Genomic DNA, 17,027 nt, shown 5'->3' with positions numbered 1-17,027 from the left:
CAAAATGTGTAAAGTATGTTATTAGAAGGTGGGGAAATGCATGGATGCTAATCATGAAATTATTATACCTAATAAAGGATTACCATTTAAAATGTTTATATTTGAAGGGAAAAACGGAAATTATGTAAGAAATAAACATTGGCATACATCAATAGAGATTTTTGCTGTTTTTAAAGGTTCAGTAAGATTCTTTTTAAATGATGAAGAATATTATTTGAAAGAAGGTGAATTTGTTATTGTAAATTCAAATGAAGTGCATTCTATTTTTGCACCAGATTTAAATTTGACATTAGTTATTCAAATTCCACTTGTTGTTTTTGAAGAGTATTATATTGAGAAAAATTTCATTACATTTTCACATGATTCCAATTATTGTGATAAAGATATGATGGGTATAATGAAAGAGATGTACAGAGCCTATGTAGCAAAGAAGTGCGGGTATGAATTCCTAACTCAAACAAAGTTTTATCATTTGTTATATTTAATGGTAACAGTGTATAGGATAACAGATGTAAGTGATGAAAGAATAAAAAGTTATAAGCATTTGAATCGTCTGACAGATATAACAAATTATATTAAAGAAAATTATGAGGGAGATATCTCTCTTGAAAGTCTGGCAAAAATATTTGGATATTCTCCGACCTATTTGTCGAAGATGTTTCAAAAGTATGCGAAAGTTAGTTATAGGGAATACTTGCAGAGTATTAGATTGGAGAGAGCTTGCGCTGAACTTGTGAATACTAATCATATGATTAGCGCCTATTAGGAAAACACACTGTCAAAGGGGTTTGTAGCGGGGGTTAGCCCGCTACTGCGGTATCTTCCGTAGTGTTGATTTCAATGTACTCGGCAATCTTGCGGAGCTCGTCAGCAAATTTGAATTTCACGCTGATATTGCCGTTTTCATAGACCTTGATATAGTCCACAAGTTCAACCAAGATTTCACGGTTGAGGGCTTCAATGTTCTGATACTTCATAAAGGCTACCAGTGCAGGATGCTCGTTGTCCACACCGTTTGCCAGTTCTGCGCGTTCAGCGTTCAGCCGGGTAAGCACCGCGGAAATATCAGAAGTCTGCCGTTCATAGTCAGCCTTCATATCCCGGTATTCCTGCTGGGTGATTTCACCGTCTTTCCAGTCCTGATAAAGAGATTGCTTGTAGCGTGTTATCTTTGTCAGTTCCCGCTCTTTTGCAGCTATCAGATCGTCCAGTCGGTAAGACTGGCTTTTTTTGATTGGAGCGGAATTGATCTGCGTGACGATTTCCGAGTAGGAAACAGCCAAATGTACCTGATGCTGTACAGCGAACAAAACAGCAGCCTCCAGCCGTTCATGCTTGATTGAGTGCATGGTGCAGGCTGTCCGGGAACGGTTCTTGTAGGTTGAGCAAGAATAATATACATTGTTGTTCTTGCCAACGCATCGGGTAATGGCCCGCCCGCAATCGGCACATTTCAGAAAGCCGCTGAATAAATGTACCTCACGGCCTTTCGGGGAAGTACGGGTATCACGCTGTAAGAGAGCCTGTACCTTATCGAAAGTTTCATAGTCGATAATGGCCTCATGCGTTCCAGCGACTTCTACCCATTCCTCACGGGGAACAGCTTCAATCTGGTGTACCTTGTAGCTTTTCACCCGGCTTCGGCCTTGGGCTAAATCCCCGGTGTAGGTCGGATTGGTAAGAATGGAGTGGATCATGCGGACTCCCCACATAGGATCATCATACCCTCTTGTCGAAACAGGCAGGCCCTTTTGTACCTTGTAAGCCGAGGGGCTCGGTACGCCGTGTTCGTTCAGGTACAGCGCGATAGCACGTTTTGATGACCCTTGAATAAGCATTGTGAAAATGAGTTTGACATTTTCAGCAGCATCGGGATCAACAATCAGCCTGTGCTTGTCCTTTGGGTGCTTTACATAGCCGTAAGGAGCAAATGCTCCGATATACTGGCCGTTGCGCCGCTTGTAGTCAAATACCTGCCGGATCTTTTTGGAAGTCTGATAGCAGTAATTATCGTTCATCACGTTTGTAATGGGAACGATGATATTTGAAACGCTGTCGGGGTTCTTGTAGCTGTCCACATTCTCAGCAAGGCTGATAAAGCGAACACCCATTTGAACAAACAGGTTATCGATCAAACTTCCGGCATCGCTATAATTTCGTGCGAAGCGGGACAGGTCTTTTACTATAACGCAGTTGATTTTACCACTCATGACATCCGCCAAGAGCCGTTGAAAATCTTCACGGTTGGCGTCCGTTCCAGTATGACCATCATCCACATATTCCGTGATGCTTTCAAACTCGTCAATGTTTCGTCGGTAAAAATCGTTCAGTAGGTCACGCTGGTTCTTTACGCTGTTGCTATCGTCTTTTCCTTTTTTCAAATCTTCCTTTGAAAGCCGGATATAGATGCCCAGCCGCCAGCGGCGGATTGTGTAAGAGGGAGAGAAACTCTGCTGATACCCTCTGTTTTTTGCTCGTGCCATTGTTCCTCCTTCCCTATCACATTACACTTATATTATAACTCTGTCCGGGGAGGACAACAAGGATGCCTCCGCTTCGGGACACTTTGTCTCGAAGAAGCAAAACGAGCTGTAACCGAAGTTACAGCCCGCTTCTTTGCCGCAGCAGGAAATCCGTCAGCTTATCTTGGAGAGATGGCCCGCTTTCAGCAAATTCAATTTTCACGCCAACACCACCGATGCAAAAGCAGTATGGATTTTTGACAGTCTGCAAAAATCGAGAGATGCGCTCCTTTCGGGAAAGCGCATTGTCAAAGGTCATACCGCTCACATCAGGCAGGGACTCGGCAGCCACCGCGCCAATGTCAACGCTTCTCATTTGTTCAAGTTCCTGTGTAGTTAATTTCACGGTAAACCTCCTTCGCAGATTGATAGAACGCCCCCCGCTGTTTGGTGGGGAAACGCAACAGGCCAGCACCACCGGGATGCTGGCCTGTTGCCTTACTCCACCTTGGGACACTTTGTCTCGAGGTTTATTATAGTTTTTGAATATTAGAGAGCGCCGTACATATTTACTTGGCCTGTCCAAAGACAATCGTTATTTTCTGTGCGGCGCTCTCAACGCAAGTAAAGCGACAAGCCCGGAGGAACAGGCAGCCAACCTGTTCAGCGCCGGATCATGGGCTTGGGATGACCGGGCCCATTTACAGTGTTGGTGTTGTTCGTTCAATCTCTTTTAGGAGATGTCACTGCGCACCCACTGTCTGGCTCCCTGTACTTACTCAGGGCTGCCGTTATTCCCTTGCGTTAGGAAGAAAACCTCCTCTCATAAACCGAGACATTTTTTCATCAATTCCAAGTGGGTTAAGATGAAAAAATCAAAAAGTTTTTTTCATGCGTTCAAGGCCACGCTTGATCGACTGGCGAATAGACTCCTCATGTACGCCCTCGGCCTCGGCAATTTCCTTAATCGACTTGCCAAGAATGATATGTGCGTCAATTCTGCGGCCCTGAATCTCCGGCAGAGAATTGAGAGCGTTCCACAGACGAAGAAAGGTTTCCATTCGTTCAAGGAGCTCCTGCGGGGTCGGCTCATGCAGGCAAGCGGAATACTCAATCCCGTCATCGCAGTCCAGAGAATACTGCGCCTTGTGCCGGGAGAGCCGCCGCTGATAGGCCATCTCATAGCGGGCATCGGCCTTGAATACCTCGGCCACCTCGTCAGAAACTTCGATAAGCTGATCCTGCGTGTACCAATAATAAATATCTTTCAAATTGATAGTAGTCATCGTAAAATCCTCCATTTCAGTTTGTTCGGGGTTGGTCGGAAACGAAATGGAGTAACGGCGGAGAACGGCACCGCACCTCGGGACACTTTGTCTCGAAGTCTGGAAAGCAAAATGCGCCTGCGCGACACAAGGCCGCACAAGCGCACGAAAATATATTTTCGGTTATGTACTGTTTAATTTCACGTTCAAAGCCCGACTGCTCCAATGGAGGGGCTACGCTTTTTTTAGCTGGTGCAGATCATGGATGCTGCGAAAAAGAGAAAAGGACACGGCAAAATAACCTCCCATCGGCTACCGTGTCCCTGCAAGTCGTCATTGGTTTGTGTAAACGCAAAGAAACGGCGGCTCTGATTTCTCAAAACCGCCGTTAGGGTAATAACTTAAAATAGGCGCGCAAAATCACCTGCCCCAACCAACGGTTTTTTTCTTTCCCCGTAGTCGGGGCAGGTTCATACGCTATCTAATTATTCTTTCGTGACTAATTCTTTCAGCCGTTCATAGGTTTCTGCGCTAATATCATGTTCAATCCGGCAGGCATCAGCCTCCGCCGTTTCAGGATCAACGCCTATAGATATAAGTTGCTTCGTTAAAAAACAATGGCGCTCGTAGATTTTTTCAGCCACCTCCTGGCCAAGATCGGTCAGGTGTAGATAATGGTTTTCGTCTGTTGTCAAAAAGCCGCCCTCTCGTAAAGTTCCTACTGCGTAACAAACGCTGGGTTTTGAAACCTCCATGTACCGAGCAACATCCACGGAACGCACCATACCGAGCTTCTTTTGAAGTATAAGCACGGCCTCCAAATAATCCTCTCCGGCAGTATGAAGTTTCATAGGCAGCTCCTTTCGTCATTAAGCAAGACTCCAGCCAGCCGCACTCTTTCGGATATTGACAAAATCCTGATAGATACCAGGCTGTTTCAAAAGTTCCTCATGGGTTCCTTGCTGTGCAATCTGGCCGTTGTCTATAACTAAAATCTGATCGGCGTTCTGGATGGTATTTAGGCGGTGAGCGATTACAAGCAGGGTCTTTCCCTTCACTAATTCGGAAATAGCCTCCTGAATATAGCTTTCATTGTCCGTATCTACACTTGCGGTAGCTTCATCCAAAATGACAATAGGCGCGTCTTTCAGAATACAGCGGGCAATCGAAATACGCTGTTTTTCGCCGCCGGAAAGTGTTGCACCGCCCTCACCAACCACCGTTTGGAATCCGTCGGGCAAAGCCATAATGAAATCATAGCAGCGGGCTTTTCTGGCAGCCTCATAGACTTCTTCTTCCGTGGCATCCGGCTTTCCCATGATGATATTGTTGTAAATGGTGTCCTGAAACAGATACACGCGCTGGAATACCATGCTGATCTGATCCATCAATTCCGACAGAGGTACATTGCGAATATCCACGCCCCTTATCGTCACATTGCCGGATTTTACATCCCAAAGTCGCGCCAGCAAGTTTGCAATGGTGGACTTACCGCTACCGGACGGTCCAACCAGCGCTGTCATAGAATTTTTCTTCATGGCAAAACTGATATGATGCAGAACCTCTTTATCCTGATAAGCAAATGTAACATCGTTGAACAGGACTTCCGGCTGTCCCGGCTGTGCCTGAGCCGGAATATGCTGCTTGCCGTTGTCGGAAAGTTCCGGTTCATCCAATACCGCTTCAATACGATCAAGGGCAGCGTTCATAACGGTTAGTCTGGATGCTTCTCCATAGAGAGCCTTCAACGGGCCAAAAAGATCAAATACAAATAGCAGAACACTCAACACATAAGCCAAAGAAAGCGCACCGCTCTGTTCCAACACAATAGACAGGCCGAAAATTGCCGCAATACCAATACCGTAAAGGATATTCAGCCCCATTGTCCACGGGGTCATTTTTCGTTCAAAGTCAAGCGATGTATTTCTGGAACGCTTGAAATTGCCGGACAGTTCTTCGGATTTTTCTCCAAGCAGGTTATAGCTCTTAATAACACCAATGCCCTCCACAAAAGACAGCACCGCATCGGTCAGCCGTTCACTCTGCTCCTGACGGCCTGCTGCTTCTCGTAGGGAAACTTTGTTCATTCCCTTAGATACCAGCCATGCCAAAATAGTAACTATCGCAGCGATCAAGCCAAGCTGCCAATTCAGATAAAACATGAACGCCAGCAAAACCAGCGAGGACAGCAGATAGCTCATCATGTTTCCCAGCGTACTCATAGCGACTTCTTCAATGAACACCATGTCGGTACTGAGGACAGAACTGATCTTGCCAATATTGCCGGAAGTGAAATATCCCATCGGAAGTTTCCGCAGATGGCCGCCCAATTCGATACGCTTGTCAGCGAACATCAAATATCCCGCTGCACTTTGCAGGCTGTCACTAAGATAATGGACGAGCATCTGAACCAGCACAATAGCGGCAAGGCCAAGTCCCACATAAAGGCAAGTCTGCCCGGTAATGGTCTTGTTTGCAAATCCACTCAAAACCACAAAGGCCAGAAAAATCGGCATTTTGGACAGAATGGATTCCAGAAACGCACAAACAAATGCGCCCTGAATACGGCTCTTATAACGGCCGGAAAGTTTCAATATTCTTGAAAACAAAGCAAACATTTATTTCCCCTCCTTTGCAGTGTGTACTTTCCACTCGGCGCTGTCTTGTGCCGCTTTCCACAACTTTTGATATTCAGGGCAGGACTGGATCAGCTCTTGATGTCTGCCCGTTGCAACCAGTTTTCCGTGATCCATAACACAAATCTGATCTGCGTTCATAATGGCTGGTAATTTGTGTGCAATAACCACAAGGGTCTTACCTTTTACAAGCTCTGCAATGGCGGCCTCCATCTTTTCTTCGTTTTCAGGATCGGCATAGGCAGTTGCCTCGTCAAGCACCACAATAGGAGCATCCTTTAAGATTGCCCTTGCCAGAGAAATACGCTGGCGCTGACCGCCGGAGAGCATTTTTCCTGCATCACCAGCCATCGAATGAATACCCTGCGGAAGTTTCTCAAGGAACTCTATACACTGAGCTTTCTTTGCGGCCTCCACCACTTCTTCATCCGTTGCGTTCAGCCGACCAAGCCGAATGTTTTCGAGCAGAGAGGTATTGAACAGGTATTGATCCTGTGCCACATAGGAGATACGGCTGTTGAGTGCTTCAAGACTCATATCGCATAGTTTCTGCCCACCGATGGAAATACTGCCTTTCTGTGGGTCATAATAGTGAATCAGCAGTTTCGCTAATGTACTCTTGCCGGAGCCAGATTCACCAACAAGGGCTGTTTTCTGTCCAGCTTTTGCCGTAAAGGAAATGTCATGGAGAACTTCATCCTCAATTACAACAGGCTTTCCATCCGGGCCGGGCTGTGTGGTCTGATAAGCGAAAGAAACATGGTCATAAGTAATGGTGTCATCTTTCCCGTGGAACGCACCTTCTGTCTGCTGGAGCTCCGGCGCATCCAACACCTGCTCCAATGCAGAAATTTTATAGTTAAGCTGGGGCATGGTAGGCAGGAAACCGAGAGATTTCAGCAGCGGCATACCAATACTTAAAGAAAGACACAGTACCAAGATCAAATTAGGCAGAGTAGACCAGCCAGAGAGAACGAACCATGCGCCAACAGGCAAAGTCAGAATAATGGTGCATGGAAGCAGACTGCTGTAAATTGCCATCCACGGCCACGCCGCCTTGTACCACGCCAGAGTATAGTCCCGATAATCTGATACATCTTTGCGGAACCGCTCGTAGGAATCTGCGTCCTTATTGAATACCTTGACAACTTCCATACCGTTAATGTACTCAATAATGGTATTGTTCATCTTTTGTCCGGCCATGTAGTAAGGCCCCATTTTCTTCATGCCAACGGAATACATCGTCATCATGGCAATCAGACTGATCGGAATGGATGCCAGCGACAGAAGCGCCAGTTTCCAATCCACAAAGAACATTGCCACATAAACCGCAATAGGGATCATCAGGTTTGCAATTCCCTCCGGCATGGAGTGAGCCAGCAAAACTTCCAGACTGTCTACATCATCCACGAACAGCTTTTTGACTGTGCCGGTGCCTTTATCCTGAATGACACCAAGGGGCAGCTTTTCAAACCGTTTTTGAAGTGCCGTCCGCAGACGGAGCAGCGTGTCGTAAGCGGCTTTGTGAGAAAGATTCAGCCCCCAGCCATAGAAAAGGGCTTGCAGCACCAGACACACCAAGACAAGAACCACGCGCAAAATGATAAAGGATGCTTCAATAGATTCACCCATGACCAGCGGCGCGATCACCTGATAAGCCAGCACAAAAGGCAGGACGCCCATAAGAACGCTGACCAGTACAACGACCGTGGCCACATACATATTTTTCTTATATGGCCCTGCGTACTCAAAGATTTTTTTGAACATAAGCCCTCCTTATATTGAGCCGTACTGTCTGTGCTTCAAAAACAAGAGGCCGCCAAAGTAAAGCGGCCTCTTATCATTATCTTTCTGTCCAGTCAAGGCGGCCCTGACATTCATAATTTCTAAAATTCACTGGCGGATTCGGAAAAAATCCAAAACCTTTTTACTGCCGGATTCGTCCAATGGATAGCTTTCTTTTATTTGCCCTTTTTCCATATGGACTACATACGAACATCCCGCCATCACCAACTCCGGATCATGCGTAATAACAAGAAGCGTTTTGCCCTGATCCGCGAGTGACTTCAAACTCCGCGCAACTTCCCGCATATGTTTGAGATCAAGCCCGCTGGTTGGTTCGTCAAACACAATGATCTCCCGGTTACTCACAATGGCAGATGCGATCGCTACCCGCTGTTTTTGCCCGCCGGAAAGAGAAAGCGGGTGCCTGTCTTTATATTCCAGCAGATCAAACTGTTTAAGGATTTCATCTGCAACAGTTTCATCCTCGTTGTCCATGCTCAGAAGCACTTCATCCATCACGCTTTCGGTAAATAGCTGATGGCTGGTATCCTGCATTACCATGTAGCAATGTTTGAGCCGGGCTTTCCAATCAAGGGTTTTCCCGTCAACCTGCAAAAGGCCACACTTCTTTTCCAGTCCGCAAATACAGCGGGCCAAAGTAGATTTTCCAGCGCCATTCAGGCCGATAATGGCAATCGTTTCTCCAACAGGCAGTTCTGCACTCGGAATATGGAGGCTTTCCGGCTCCCGCTTTTTATACGCAAAGCAGAAATTTTGAAATTCCATCTGTTTAGCTGTATGCGCCTGATACTGATTCGCAGGCTTCAACTTCGAGAGAGAAAACGGCCGCAGCCCCATTTCTTTTCGAGTGCTATCCGATAAACTGTCAAATTCAGCAGGCGTGTATTCCCGTTCAATCTCCCCATCTTTTACATACAGCACACGATCTGCAAGATCGTGAAGGTAGTAAAGGCGGTGTTCTGCAATCAGAATTGTTTTGCCCTGCTTTTTCCAGAGGCTCAAGACCTGCCGCAGGTCATCAATAGCAGCCATATCCAGATTAGAAGATGGTTCGTCAAGGACCATAATTCCCGGCAGCAATACACTTGATGAAGCACAGGCTATTTTTTGCTTTTCGCCCCCGGACAGAGCAAACACGCTTCGCCCCATCAAATCTTCAATATGATAATCGGAAACTGTACGGTCAATCCTTTTCAGGATATCTTCTTGGGGATAGCCTAAATTTTCACAGGCAAAGGCTAATTCACTATCCGTATCCACGTTGAAAAACTGACTTTTGGGATTCTGGAATACAGATCCCACCATAGCAGCCAAGTCATAAAGCGGCGTATCTGATACGCTTTTTCCGTCCAGAAGGACATCGCCCTCTAAATTACCTTCGTAATAATGAGGCACCAGCCCGTTTACCAAACGGGTAATCGTTGTTTTCCCGCAGCCGGATTCTCCCGTGAGTAAAACAAATTCCCCTGTGTTTATGGTGAGATTGACATTTCTAATCCCTCCGCCGCTGGATTCTTCACCATAAGAAAAAGAAACATTTTGAAAATCTATCATGGCAAAATCCCTCCTGCGGAAATTATCGGGGAAGCAATCGCCCAAAACACTACAAAGCAACAAAACAAAATCAGCACCACATCGGCAAAATTGAATTTAAGCTGGCAAATGTTTGTGCGTTTGACAGGAGCGCCGAGGCCACGGGTAATTGCCGCAGCGGAAAGTTCCTCACCGATTTTCACGGAGCAGGTAATCATCGGGATCAGCTTATACTCCAATATTTTTGAAGGTTTTTTCCCTCCAAGTTTAATCCCACGCATTTTCATAGCGTCACTGATTGCTTCTGACTCCTGAAAGACAGTTGGAAAGAAGCGGAACATGACCGTTAAGGGGATCGTCACTTCTTTAGGCATATGGATTCTTTCCATGCCGGAAATCAATTCACTGACCGTTGTTGTTTTCACTGCATAGGCAGCAATCGCAACACTGGGAAGGATTCGGCAGAAGAATCCTGTTGTAAATAGAACGAGGAAATTCAATATCCCCGTAAGGTGCGGCAAAACATAAATTTGAACAGCAAAAAAAGCAGAAAACACAGCAATATAGCCCACAGCTTTTGCACATTGTTTCGAGGTAAGCAGCAATATAGCCGGAACCGTACAAAGAACAAGGCGGATCAGCCCCATAGCTTCTCCGCCTGTTCCACCCATGACAAAAATGCTTATGATGAAGATGAGCAACAGTTTTGTACGCGGATCGAGCCGTAGCCCTTGTTCTGTTTTTTTGCTGAGCAGAATTTCCCGCGCCATTATGCAATACCGGCACGCTGGAAGTGCTTTTTGCAAATGGCTTTCCCAATCATACCTCCGACAAGGCCAAACACAAAGCAGGCAACCAGCAGAATAGGCGCAATCCACATAGGCATATATGTATTAAGGGTAGCTGCATATTCAGCGCCGTATCCTTCAGTCAACATTACCATATAGCTTTCACGGTTCAGGAAAATGGGAGCAAAGTTGCCAAACACCCAGATGCTGAACACGCCGCAGGAAAGAACTGTACTCTTTGCACTTTTGTAGTCCGCCTTTTTCAGGATCACGTCGGCCAACAGGCCGCCAACGAGACCAGTTACCATAGTAAGATAGCCGTTGCCGAAGAACACCATGATTAGGCCAATCAGGAAACCCATGATTGCAGTCATCCCGAATTTTTTAGCCTTTGTAACATACAGCATATAGGGGATGCCGCCAATCAAAGGGCACAGCACCGCCATCAGCGGAATAAAAATGGGGATAAAGCCAAGCATCGCCACCAGCATAACAATCACGACATAGATGACGGTGTAGATGCCGATAGTAATTAAATCTTTTCCCTCAAGCCGGGAACTTTTTTTCTGGGAACTCATACCAGTATCCTCCTTATATCTGAGAAAATGCGTTGTGTGGTTAGAGTGTTCTAACCACACAACGCATTTTAGCAATTTCATGCCCAATATCCAACCCAAACCCGATTTCATTCTACCCAAAATCGGTATTTTTTAGGTTTAGCCAATCGTATTTTCATCTTTATAGTTCTTAGGTATTACTCCATATTTCTTTTTGAACGCAGCCGCAAAATTGCTTGGTTTTGAATATCCAACCAGCGTTGCAATCTGGCTTACGTTCAAGTCGCTTTCCAAAAGTAGCCCGGCTGCCTTTTCCAGTCTTTGATCTATGATATATGCGTGAACAGATGTCCCAAATAAAGAATTAAATCCCTTTGTCAGTTTGGAAACACTGATATTTACCTTTTTCGCCAGTTCCTCACAACTTGGTGCAAAAGCAAGCTGGCTGTCGATGATCCGTTTTGCTTCGGTAATCGAGTCCCTGTCACTTTTAGAAATACTGATATAGCTTGATGAAAGAATACTAAGTTCCAATACTTCACTCAAATACACGGACAGCAATTCAAAAACCTTACTTTCCAGAAATAAATACCCTAAACCGCCCCGGTATTGCGTAAAATCTTTTACCTCCGCAAAAATGTGCTCCATATACGGGGTAATGTTCACTTTTGAAATGCCAGTCAATAACTTCTTCTCATAAGCATCTATCTCACTATCTTCAAAGTAGTCATTCAAGATTTTGTGAAAATAGGGCATGGGAATTTTTATATTTTTGAAAAGGAAGTCTGTTTTCCCGGAATAACACAGGTATTCCATCTTACCATGTCCTCGATAAATACAAGATTCGCCTTTCTGTATGCTGACACTTTGACGTGCATCTGCAATATTCCACGATACGCCATCATTGAAGCAAAATAAAAGTTGAATATAATCTTCGCAGCTTACACCCTGCACATTCATATCAGAAAAATAGTTCATTTTCCAGTCTGATACAACAGCTCCTTGCTTTGTAACAACCTGTGAAATCTGGCCTGTTCCCATATCAGCCGGAATATCTATTGTCACTGTCTGCGGAGAGTTGGAGAGCAGATCATGGTACAGCTTCGTCATGTATTGGTTTGTCATCGTGCGCCCTCCTTTCTGGGTTAGCCAAGGCTAAGCATATAATACTTTATATTTTGATGGCAGTCAAGGTAGGGTCGCCAATTGCTAAAGTGAAATTAAATAGTCAGTAGTATGAAATAGATAGTCGTTCAAATAATATCACATGAAATGTAAAATCATATCAGGTGATGTTATGAAGATAGAACGAGATGAAAGACGCTTTGATTTTCACGATATAGGGCTCGCCATCAAGCGTGCAAGAGAAGCCAGCGGCATGACACAGGAGCAACTGGCCTATATTGTTGACCGCGCTCCGCGTACCATTATGTATAATGAAAATGATGGTCAGCATCCAAGCTTCAACACCTTTTATCAGATGGTCACAATGTTTGATATATCGGTGGATCAATACTTTTACCCGTCCCAGAATAGCGGGAGCGAGTGCAGGAAGCGGATTGATGCCATGTTGAACGCCTTGGACGAAAGAGAATTGAAAATCGTTGAAGCTACAATCCAAGCGATGAAAGCATCGAAAGAAACGGAGGAAACGTAAAAGAAAGCGTAACCTCCGTTTTTTTGCGCCATGTTGCGGGTTGCGCGTTTTGGCAAGCAATTCGGGTGTGGCCACACTCCGAAATTTTTGCAGGGCGCAGGGCCCGCAAAAATGCTTGTTGGGGAGCTCCCCAAACCCGCTGTACTTCGGGACAAATTGTCCCAAAGTCCCGGTGCGCTGCACCGTAATCTGCGGCCCGTCACTATCGTTCCTGGGCCTTATTTTCACGCTCGTCTGTTATGCCGAGCAGATGATCAATGTTCGCTTTTATTGCTACGGCCTCCCGCATTTGCCGCTGGGTCTCCCGGTATTCTGCATAAAGCTCTTTTTTCTGTCCTGCCAGCTCACGGCGGGATTTTTTTAGTGCTTCAATCTTAGGGAGCTTTGCGCCGTTCAGCATGGTGTTCATGGTATCCTTTGCCGCCCGGTAAGTGGCAAGCTCTGCTTCATGCTGGGCCAGATATTTTTTGCTGTACCGCGCAGCCTTGTACCCATCGAACACCGGGCGGGTCTTGGCATAGTCCACCGTGGCAGCCATCAGCTCCGAGGTTTTGGAAAGAGCCTCCTCCGTTGTGCGGAGCTCGTCAGACAGCTTGTGAAAGTGATCCACAGCAGCCTCGGTGCGGGCCGTCAGCGCCGCATAGTCTGTCAGATGATGCTCCTGCAAATACTGGAGCGCAGCCGCCATCTGCTTTAAGTTGTAGACCTTGGCCCATCGTTCATAGGCTGGGCCTTTGCCCTGGCCCATACGCTCTTGAATGTCGATGATGAGATTGACTCGCCGTGGCGGAACCGTGGGCTCCTCTGGCAGTTCAGGGAGCGGACGTTCCCCGGCAATTACTGCCTTGATGTCCTCCGGGTCAAATCCGGCTCCCAGTGTAGAAGCCCGGAGCCGAGTCGGTTTTTCCTGCCCGGGCGCAAGGAATGAGATGACACCGCCGCGTCCCTGTTTCACCGAAAAGCCGGACTCCTCCATGAGACGAAGAAAGTCGGCAAAGTCCGTGGGCTTTTTCTCCAAAGCCGCGAGAATAGCCAGCCGTACCCGCTGCTTGGCAGAGGGCGGCTTTTCACCGATCCACTGGCCGTAGTGGAGAAAACGGCCCTTGCTGTGCTGGCGCGGATTTTGGATAACAGACAGTTCATATTCGATGCACACGCGGTCAGAGAGCCGCCGCAGGGCAAAAGATGAACCGATGAAATTATGAAATTTCCGGGAGCGATCAAAGGCCGTCGCATTGAAATAAATGTGATTGTGGATATGGGCCTTGTCGGTATGCGTACAGACAAAGAATTGATGCTTTCCCTTTGTCCAGCGCATCGCCGTTTCATAACCGATACGGTTTGCTTCTTCCGCCGTAACCTCCCTGGGCAGAAACGCCTGCCGGATCTGAAAGAACAGTGCCCCGTGAGATACGGCCCGGCCTGTCTCTGCAAGGTATTGACTTTTTACCAGAAGAAACTCGGCGGGAGCCGTATTCGGATCGCAGAGATAGGAAGATACGGCTCCCAGCTTTTCCGGGTTCAGGCCATAGGTGAAACGATCCTCCATCGTTTGAATTGCACTTTTTCCCGCCGCTGTTTTATAAGGGCGGATGTAGGTGGTCGCCGTAAAAATCCCTCCTTCCGGCAAACAGTATTTTTACTTTGGGACACTTTGTCCCGAAGTAGAAAAAGCCGGGGAGCGGTATCAACCACTCCCCGGATGGGTCAGAGCTCTACCAGCGCGGAGAGCTGTTTCAAGAGATCAGACAGCGGCCCCCACAAAGCGGCATAGTCCCGCTGCAAGGCCGCGAGTTCTTCGGGATAAATCGCGCCGTAGGTGTTGGCTTGAATTGCCACTTGGTTCAGATTGTTGGAGCAGCGCCGCTGGAGCGAAACCAGCTCACGAACAGGCGAAAGGTCAACATGAAGCACATACCCACTCAGGGCCATTTTCCGCATATAGGCTCCCATATTACGGATGCCAGCCTCCGCCATACGTTCTTGAATCAGGGCCTGCTCCGCCTCCGACACCATCACATGAAGATGGATCGGACGGCGGCGCTTTTTTGTCATCGCCCCTCACGCTCCCGGCTGCGGCAGGCGCGGGGCGGCTCCTTTACCTTATCCAGCGGCTTTTCCTGTTCGTCTGCCGGAACAGGGTGCGGCAAATGAAATTCACGGTGCAGGTGCAGCACCTCCAGTACAGACAATTCCTGTTCACGTTTCTTTTCCATATACGCACCTCCTTATCTATCGCCACGGTCAGGCTGCCTCCGTTGGGGAGCCGGAGCCTCCGAGCCGCGATCTGCCTCCGCCAACTTTGCCGCATTTTTCATCTGCTCGGCAATCGGACGGGGCCTGTCGGGATTATCAGGCGCAGGACGCAGCTCATAGTCGGATGCCTGTTTTTCCGTTAGCGGGCGGGTATAGGTAAGATAGCCCCAAGCCAGGAACGAGCCATTTTCCACCGGGATGCGCTGATCGTAATTGAAGATTTCATCCGGCTTGTTATAAGGCGGCTTCGGGAATGTCCCGATGTCCACAGGCCGCTGGGTCGAATAATACTTGTAAAGGCCGGGAGCCTCGGTCTGCCTGATCCCCACGTTATAAATACGCTGATAGTCCTGCACCCGGTCTGCAAAATCCTGTTCCATCGCGGTGCGGTCATTTCCATAGTGACCCCATTCGTACTGCCGCTGGCCGTCCTTGTCATCATAGCAGGCCCATGTGACATAGCGGGATGGCGCGGTGGGATGTTCGCCCAATGCAAATCCCCGCCCATTTTCCAGCATGACCGCCTTCAAAATGGCGTAGCCTTGATTTTTGTCCATAGTACACCTCCCATCATCGAGACATTTCTTTGTTTTCTCTTTTCACAAACGGCTGGAGCTGATAGGGGCTTGTACCGTCCTCGGGCCGCAGAAAGTCTATCCGGGCCGCAGCACGGATGGCGTTCTGGTTAAGCTGCCGCTGCCATGCCCCTTGGCTGGGAGCCCACTTAAAGCCGTTGCTTTTCAGTTCCTGCCGCTGATTGGCATCGGGCTTTTCCTCAAAAATAAGCTGCAAACGATTTTCAGCCTCGTTGATTTTTGCCTCGCCTCCGGGGAATGTCCAGCCTGCAAACTCGGAGCGGCTGCTCAGTTCCTCAATGCGCTGGCGCACACGGCGGATGTTGGCGTTGTTGTTGGAAAGCAGATAGGCGGGGTATGGCTTACTTTTGTCCAAGTGCCATGACTGCGCCATATCTGCTTTGAGCTTTTCGGCCTGCTCCGGTGTAAGCTCCGGGCAGCCGTCCAGCGTTTTGTGTTTCCGAAAATACGCATTGACCGCCTTCATGGTGGCCTGCAGGGACTCCAGCCCCTCCAGCTTTTTTGTCAGCTTTTCCACGGCCAGATCGTCATCCGCGCTGATCCCACCGATTCCAACAGAGCGGATTTTATCAAGCAGCTTTGAAATCTCCGCATACTCTCCATAGTTGCGATCCCGGGCGGCGTTCTGCTTGTGCTTTTTTGTCACAGGGAAATTGCCGCCCCCGGAGATCAGAATAGAGGGCACCCGGGCATCAATCACATTGCGTTCATTCAGATTTTCCGCAAGTTTCCGGGCATAGCGATCCACCAGCGCGTCAATCTTATCATGGTACATGGGATCGACACGGGCTTTCTGGCGTTCCGCCGCTGCATACGCTTCATCGACCATTGCCCGGTAGCCCGCCGTAGCGGAGCCCGGCTGATAGTCGGAAAAGCTGTTCATATCTTTTGCCCGCTTTGCGGCTTCTTCGTTGATCGGATAATATTTCGGCATAGTACCTCCTTCCACAAAAGCCGGAACTTTGGGACAAATTGTCCCAAAGCCCCGGCAGCTAAAATGTTGACAGCATCTCACGGAAACAGGGGCGGACGTAGAAACATACGCCTCCCGCAGAAAAGGGCCTTAAAAAGCCTTCCTACAAGCGGGTTTGTGATGGTCTAATTGTCAACACATCAGCTCCGTTTTTTCCGCATATATTCCCGCTGCTGTCTGCGGTGTGCCGCCTTTGCACAGGCCGCCGAACAATAGGTTTGCCGTCCATCAGGAGCCACGGCTCTGCCGCATACCGGGCAAGCCTTGAAATCTGGCCTTGGCCCTTCTGTCAGCAGCGCAACCTCCAGCGCCGGATCAAGGGGCAGAACTGCCTCGCGGAAGTAGCGGCAATAAGCCCCCGTCCAGCATTTTCCAAACATATAGCACTCGCAATCCAGCGGCAGGCAGCCGCAGTCCCGGTCATAGTTGGCACACCATTTTGATACCAGCCTGCGGATTGCCGCTTTTTCTGTCCGGGTCAGTTCTCGGCCCACAGCA

Annotated in this window: 18 protein-coding genes; 2 read left to right on the top strand and 16 right to left on the bottom strand. The window is 47.9% G+C overall.

Annotated features, from left to right (window positions below; translation table 11 throughout):
• The first annotated feature begins 40 nt into the window (after positions 1–40).
• Positions 41–766 (top strand): AraC family ligand binding domain-containing protein, encoded by a 726-nt coding sequence (locus PGW42_RS04040; protein WP_270203040.1) that lies wholly within the window; start codon positions 41–43, stop codon positions 764–766.
• Between the two features lie 34 nt (positions 767–800).
• On the opposite strand, the gene PGW42_RS04035 is transcribed toward PGW42_RS04040, so the two are convergent.
• The 10 genes from PGW42_RS04035 to PGW42_RS03990 form a co-directional block, all read right to left on the bottom strand.
• A complete protein-coding gene (locus PGW42_RS04035; protein WP_014080196.1) occupies positions 801–2,483 on the bottom strand; it encodes a recombinase family protein in 1,683 nt (560 codons plus the stop codon).
• Between the two features lie 118 nt (positions 2,484–2,601).
• Positions 2,602–2,868, bottom strand: a complete 267-nt coding sequence (locus PGW42_RS04030) for a DUF6870 family protein (RefSeq protein WP_007884026.1) — start codon at positions 2,866–2,868, stop codon at positions 2,602–2,604.
• A 469-nt stretch (positions 2,869–3,337) separates the two neighbouring features.
• Positions 3,338–3,748 (bottom strand): sigma-70 family RNA polymerase sigma factor, encoded by a 411-nt coding sequence (locus PGW42_RS04025; protein ID WP_015563840.1) that lies wholly within the window; start codon positions 3,746–3,748, stop codon positions 3,338–3,340.
• A 464-nt stretch (positions 3,749–4,212) separates the two neighbouring features.
• A complete protein-coding gene (locus tag PGW42_RS04020; RefSeq protein WP_156703868.1) occupies positions 4,213–4,578 on the bottom strand; it encodes a metal-dependent transcriptional regulator in 366 nt (121 codons plus the stop codon).
• An 18-nt stretch (positions 4,579–4,596) separates the two neighbouring features.
• Positions 4,597–6,345 (bottom strand): ABC transporter ATP-binding protein, encoded by a 1,749-nt coding sequence (locus tag PGW42_RS04015; protein ID WP_188886545.1) that lies wholly within the window; start codon positions 6,343–6,345, stop codon positions 4,597–4,599.
• On the bottom strand, positions 6,346–8,130 hold the full coding sequence (locus PGW42_RS04010; RefSeq protein WP_270203038.1) for an ABC transporter ATP-binding protein: 1,785 nt from the start codon (positions 8,128–8,130) through the stop codon (positions 6,346–6,348).
• Positions 8,131–8,256: 126 nt separating this feature from the next.
• Positions 8,257–9,723: an ABC transporter ATP-binding protein gene (locus tag PGW42_RS04005; protein WP_097793457.1), complete on the bottom strand. Its 1,467-nt coding sequence runs from the start codon at positions 9,721–9,723 to the stop codon at positions 8,257–8,259.
• Positions 9,720–10,472, bottom strand: a complete 753-nt coding sequence (locus PGW42_RS04000) for an energy-coupling factor transporter transmembrane component T (protein WP_097793456.1) — start codon at positions 10,470–10,472, stop codon at positions 9,720–9,722. Before PGW42_RS04000 ends, PGW42_RS04005 begins: the two co-directional genes overlap by 4 nt.
• Positions 10,472–11,068 carry an MptD family putative ECF transporter S component gene (locus tag PGW42_RS03995; RefSeq protein WP_015535748.1) on the bottom strand — a complete coding sequence of 199 codons (597 nt, stop codon included), beginning with the start codon at positions 11,066–11,068 and terminating at the stop codon, positions 10,472–10,474. The genes PGW42_RS04000 and PGW42_RS03995 overlap by 1 nt, the downstream gene beginning before the upstream one ends.
• 138 nt (positions 11,069–11,206) lie before the next feature.
• Positions 11,207–12,172 carry a helix-turn-helix domain-containing protein gene (locus PGW42_RS03990; protein ID WP_187333159.1) on the bottom strand — a complete coding sequence of 322 codons (966 nt, stop codon included), beginning with the start codon at positions 12,170–12,172 and terminating at the stop codon, positions 11,207–11,209.
• Between the two features lie 172 nt (positions 12,173–12,344).
• Here PGW42_RS03990 and PGW42_RS03985 point away from each other — a divergent pair, with 172 nt between their 5' ends.
• Positions 12,345–12,704: a helix-turn-helix domain-containing protein gene (locus PGW42_RS03985; RefSeq protein ID WP_054754179.1), complete on the top strand. Its 360-nt coding sequence runs from the start codon at positions 12,345–12,347 to the stop codon at positions 12,702–12,704.
• 202 nt (positions 12,705–12,906) lie between these two features.
• Here PGW42_RS03985 and PGW42_RS03980 read toward each other — a convergent pair whose 3' ends face one another.
• The 6 genes from PGW42_RS03980 to PGW42_RS03955 form a co-directional block, all read right to left on the bottom strand.
• Complete coding sequence (locus PGW42_RS03980) at positions 12,907–14,253, bottom strand: relaxase/mobilization nuclease domain-containing protein (RefSeq protein WP_270203053.1); 1,347 nt, start codon at positions 14,251–14,253, stop codon at positions 12,907–12,909.
• A 158-nt stretch (positions 14,254–14,411) separates the two neighbouring features.
• On the bottom strand, positions 14,412–14,759 hold the full coding sequence (locus PGW42_RS03975) for a plasmid mobilization protein (protein WP_003020363.1): 348 nt from the start codon (positions 14,757–14,759) through the stop codon (positions 14,412–14,414).
• Entirely contained in the window at positions 14,756–14,920 is a 165-nt protein-coding gene (locus PGW42_RS03970; RefSeq protein ID WP_270235117.1) for a hypothetical protein, read from the bottom strand. Before PGW42_RS03970 ends, PGW42_RS03975 begins: the two co-directional genes overlap by 4 nt.
• A 12-nt stretch (positions 14,921–14,932) precedes the next feature.
• The gene (locus PGW42_RS03965) at positions 14,933–15,517 is read right to left on the bottom strand and encodes a hypothetical protein (RefSeq protein WP_015553305.1); all 585 of its coding nucleotides are present in this window, start codon (positions 15,515–15,517) and stop codon (positions 14,933–14,935) included.
• Positions 15,518–15,530: 13 nt separating this feature from the next.
• Complete coding sequence (locus PGW42_RS03960) at positions 15,531–16,490, bottom strand: hypothetical protein (protein ID WP_270203036.1); 960 nt, start codon at positions 16,488–16,490, stop codon at positions 15,531–15,533.
• 179 nt (positions 16,491–16,669) lie between these two features.
• The gene (locus PGW42_RS03955) at positions 16,670–17,023 is read right to left on the bottom strand and encodes a cysteine-rich VLP domain-containing protein (protein ID WP_270203034.1); all 354 of its coding nucleotides are present in this window, start codon (positions 17,021–17,023) and stop codon (positions 16,670–16,672) included.
• Positions 17,024–17,027 lie beyond the last annotated feature (4 nt).

Origin of the sequence: Coprococcus sp. TM115-187 (assembly GCF_027679115.1) — a bacterium.
Taxonomy (GTDB): Bacteria; Bacillota; Clostridia; order Lachnospirales; family Lachnospiraceae; genus Allocoprococcus; species Allocoprococcus comes.
Note: the sequence above shows the minus strand (reverse complement) of the source record. Positions and strands in the feature narration are given on the sequence as shown.

Bases quoted from the DNA above. Each gene is read 5' to 3' on its own strand.
- PGW42_RS04040 (WP_270203040.1), top strand. From the start codon at position 41: ATGGATGCTAATCATGAAATTATTATACCTAATAAAGGATTACCATTT.
- PGW42_RS04035 (WP_014080196.1), bottom strand. From the start codon at position 2,483: ATGGCACGAGCAAAAAACAGAGGGTATCAGCAGAGTTTCTCTCCCTCT.
- PGW42_RS04025 (WP_015563840.1), bottom strand. From the start codon at position 3,748: ATGACTACTATCAATTTGAAAGATATTTATTATTGGTACACGCAGGAT.
- PGW42_RS04020 (WP_156703868.1), bottom strand. From the start codon at position 4,578: ATGAAACTTCATACTGCCGGAGAGGATTATTTGGAGGCCGTGCTTATA.
- PGW42_RS04015 (WP_188886545.1), bottom strand. From the start codon at position 6,345: ATGTTTGCTTTGTTTTCAAGAATATTGAAACTTTCCGGCCGTTATAAG.
- PGW42_RS04010 (WP_270203038.1), bottom strand. From the start codon at position 8,130: ATGTTCAAAAAAATCTTTGAGTACGCAGGGCCATATAAGAAAAATATG.
- PGW42_RS04005 (WP_097793457.1), bottom strand. From the start codon at position 9,723: ATGATAGATTTTCAAAATGTTTCTTTTTCTTATGGTGAAGAATCCAGC.
- PGW42_RS04000 (WP_097793456.1), bottom strand. From the start codon at position 10,472: ATGGCGCGGGAAATTCTGCTCAGCAAAAAAACAGAACAAGGGCTACGG.
- PGW42_RS03995 (WP_015535748.1), bottom strand. From the start codon at position 11,068: ATGAGTTCCCAGAAAAAAAGTTCCCGGCTTGAGGGAAAAGATTTAATT.
- PGW42_RS03990 (WP_187333159.1), bottom strand. From the start codon at position 12,172: ATGACAAACCAATACATGACGAAGCTGTACCATGATCTGCTCTCCAAC.
- PGW42_RS03985 (WP_054754179.1), top strand. From the start codon at position 12,345: ATGAAGATAGAACGAGATGAAAGACGCTTTGATTTTCACGATATAGGG.
- PGW42_RS03980 (WP_270203053.1), bottom strand. From the start codon at position 14,253: ATGGAGGATCGTTTCACCTATGGCCTGAACCCGGAAAAGCTGGGAGCC.
- PGW42_RS03975 (WP_003020363.1), bottom strand. From the start codon at position 14,759: ATGACAAAAAAGCGCCGCCGTCCGATCCATCTTCATGTGATGGTGTCG.
- PGW42_RS03970 (WP_270235117.1), bottom strand. From the start codon at position 14,920: ATGGAAAAGAAACGTGAACAGGAATTGTCTGTACTGGAGGTGCTGCAC.
- PGW42_RS03965 (WP_015553305.1), bottom strand. From the start codon at position 15,517: ATGGACAAAAATCAAGGCTACGCCATTTTGAAGGCGGTCATGCTGGAA.
- PGW42_RS03960 (WP_270203036.1), bottom strand. From the start codon at position 16,490: ATGCCGAAATATTATCCGATCAACGAAGAAGCCGCAAAGCGGGCAAAA.